Source organism: Elusimicrobiota bacterium, from assembly GCA_018816525.1.
GTDB lineage: Bacteria > Elusimicrobiota > Endomicrobiia > CG1-02-37-114 > XYA2-FULL-39-19 > OXYB2-FULL-48-7.
In genome coordinates this window covers 1-2,061 of the sequence record JAHIVV010000071.1, presented here as the reverse complement: position 1 = coordinate 2,061, position 2,061 = coordinate 1, and the positions used below count along the sequence as shown (strand labels likewise).

At 37.3% G+C, this 2,061-nt stretch carries 3 protein-coding genes; all 3 read right to left on the bottom strand.

Going from position 1 to position 2,061, the window contains the following annotated elements; genetic code table 11:
* Nucleotides 1-238 precede the first annotated feature (238 nt).
* A complete protein-coding gene (locus KKH91_07020; GenBank protein MBU0952552.1) occupies nt 239-1,147 on the bottom strand; it encodes a hypothetical protein in 909 nt (302 codons plus the stop codon).
* Nucleotides 1,144-1,752: a response regulator gene (locus KKH91_07015; GenBank protein MBU0952551.1), complete on the bottom strand. Its 609-nt coding sequence runs from the start codon at nt 1,750-1,752 to the stop codon at nt 1,144-1,146. The genes KKH91_07020 and KKH91_07015 overlap by 4 nt, the downstream gene beginning before the upstream one ends.
* A gap of 125 nt (nt 1,753-1,877) precedes the next feature.
* A partial coding sequence (locus KKH91_07010; GenBank protein ID MBU0952550.1) for a hypothetical protein occupies nt 1,878-2,061 on the bottom strand: 184 nt, incomplete at its 5' end.

The following is a 2,061-nucleotide window of genomic DNA, read 5'->3' as shown; positions in this document are numbered from 1 at the left end:
CCTTTTTTATTAAATTTTTTACTCGTACCTGAATACAGTCACTCATACTACCTCCTTTTGAATCATAAAGTTAAACCACGCTTCTTACTCCCTGATATTAATATAACATGGTTTTTTGGAAAAGTCAAGGGCTTTGTTTGGAGGGCTTTTGTTTAGAGTGTTTTTAAGGGTTTATTGAGTTTAGGGGGCTTACTTTTATTATCTATTTATCCTGGCGGCGTATGTAAAACCGTATTGGTTATTTTGCTGCATCTACATATACTTTGGTGAAATACCTTACATTCCTGATTTTGGAGCTTGCTTCGGTTACTATTACAAAGTATAGTTTTTCCCCTTTCTGGGTATCAGGGATTTCAAGGTAAAGAGGTATGTCCTGGATTGAATTTTTTCCAATTGTTATTTTACTCTTCCCTACTTTAAGCCAATTGGGGTCACTTGCCAATTTATAACCAATAGGGGCAAACATACCTGCTTTGACGACATCTACAGAACTAATATTTGCTTTTAGTTTAAAATCTGTAGAATTAACAATTTTTAATCCTTCCTGATAGTCCTTCTTTAAATCAATCTTCTTTCCTGTTGGTACATCTACAAGGAAAATTCTTTCGGGAGAAATAAGGACTGAAACCACTCCGCCTAATTGTTGTTTTTTAATCTGCCTGATTTCCTCAGGAGTAGGCGGTTTGGATGCAATAGTCAGTTCAAGTTTACACATTAAACCAATGCCGAAAACCAGCCCTGCGCCGCTTTTTTGCGGAGCTGAACCTACAGGATTAACATTAACGAGGTATTTTTTTCCCATAAGTTTTTCATCATTGGGTATTGTTATGAGTATATCTGTTTCTGCGCTTTGTCCGGGATCAAGAGAAAACTGGTCTTTTATTACTTTAATCCAGTTCAAATCAGGTATCGGTTCAAAACCGTCTAAGGTAGTTGTAGTAGGAGCTTTCAGGTTTATTCTTAATTCAACCATGGAGCTTGCCTTATAGGTTACACTAAAAGGGTACCCCAGGCATTGCTGAAGGCTGTAGGACTGGCCTATTTTCAGGTTACCCAGGTACATTCCTCCGCAAGGCGATGATATACCGGCACTGTATAAGGGCGTTGATAACAATAAAAATAAAACTAAAATCTGCAATCTTTTCATTTCTTCTCCAGATTTAGAAGCTTCGACGCTTTTTCTATCAGAACTGCAATATCCATGGGTTTGGCTAAAAAGTCGTTAGCGCCTGCATCAAATATTTTCTGTTTTATATCCGGCGAATCATAACCGGTCATGGCAAGTATTTTAATATCTTTAAGAAACGGCAGGGTGCGGATTTGCTTGCAGATTTCAAAACCATTAACGCCGGGAAGCATAATGTCAAGCACTATTAAATCTGGGATATATTCAGTTATCAGCCTGCCTGCGGTAAAACCATCGTAGGCAACTTTTACTTCAGCGTCCATTTTATTTTTTAAAACATCTTCAACAAGCTGGGCAACTTCCGGATCATCATCAATTACCAGGATTTTCTTTTTGGTTACTGTTCTTTCAAGTTCTGCTTTGATTTTATCTATGGTTAAACCTTTCTTGCTATAAAATTCTATTAAGTTGAGCTTCTGAAGGGTTTCTTGTTCGTTATAAAGCCGGTGTCCGCCTTCAGTCTGATCTGCGACTTTCAATAAACCCATATCGGTGTAATATCTTATTTTTGAGGGTAAAACACCCGCTTTTTTTGCAATTTCCGAAATTCTTAGTAATTCACTCATTGTCTTAGTCGCCTTTCTGACAGTTAATTGTGTTAAAATAATAGATTGAACTTCTTACTTCTTATTGTAGTCTATAAGCCGATTAATGTCAATCCCCCTCTTTGATGAAAGAGAGGTTAGGGGAGTTAGTTTTTTAATAGTTTGTAAAGAGGTGTTTTATTGGCTGCCGCTTTCTTTACCGCGTCTCTATATTCTGCAGATTTTTTAGTTGTTCCATCCGGAAGAGTTGCTATTTTATGTTCCCCATTCTGCGTTCTTAACAATATATGCCTGTCATAGGCTAGCCTTCTTATGCCTATTGTGGTAGTT